General features: G+C 67.7%; 1 pseudogene. It reads right to left on the minus strand.

Going from position 1 to position 254, the window contains the following annotated elements:
- Nucleotides 1–254 (minus strand): annotated as a pseudogene (locus ACTFO6_RS19180) (SAM-dependent DNA methyltransferase); the annotation flags it as partial.

The raw sequence follows: 254 nt of genomic DNA on the forward strand, positions 1-254 counted from the left end.
CCAGCGCCTCGTCGATCGCCTGCGCGTCGTCGAGCAGGTGCGGGCAGGCGTCGAGGAAGCGCGCCTTGTTCTCGTTCGTCATCTGGTACCGCAGGCGCAACGGCCGCTCGACGGTGACGCGCGTGTAGCCGAAGTCGGCGTTGTCGAAGATCTTGGAGCGCCCGTTCTCCTCGAAGCGGCCGTAAAGGCGCACGATCTCCTCGATCTGGGCGGCGGAAAGGTGCCGGCGCTTGTCGCCGAGGCTGCGCTTGCTG

Source organism: Pelomicrobium sp. G1 (assembly GCF_051905455.1).
Taxonomy (GTDB): Bacteria; Pseudomonadota; Gammaproteobacteria; order Burkholderiales; family UBA6910; genus Pelomicrobium.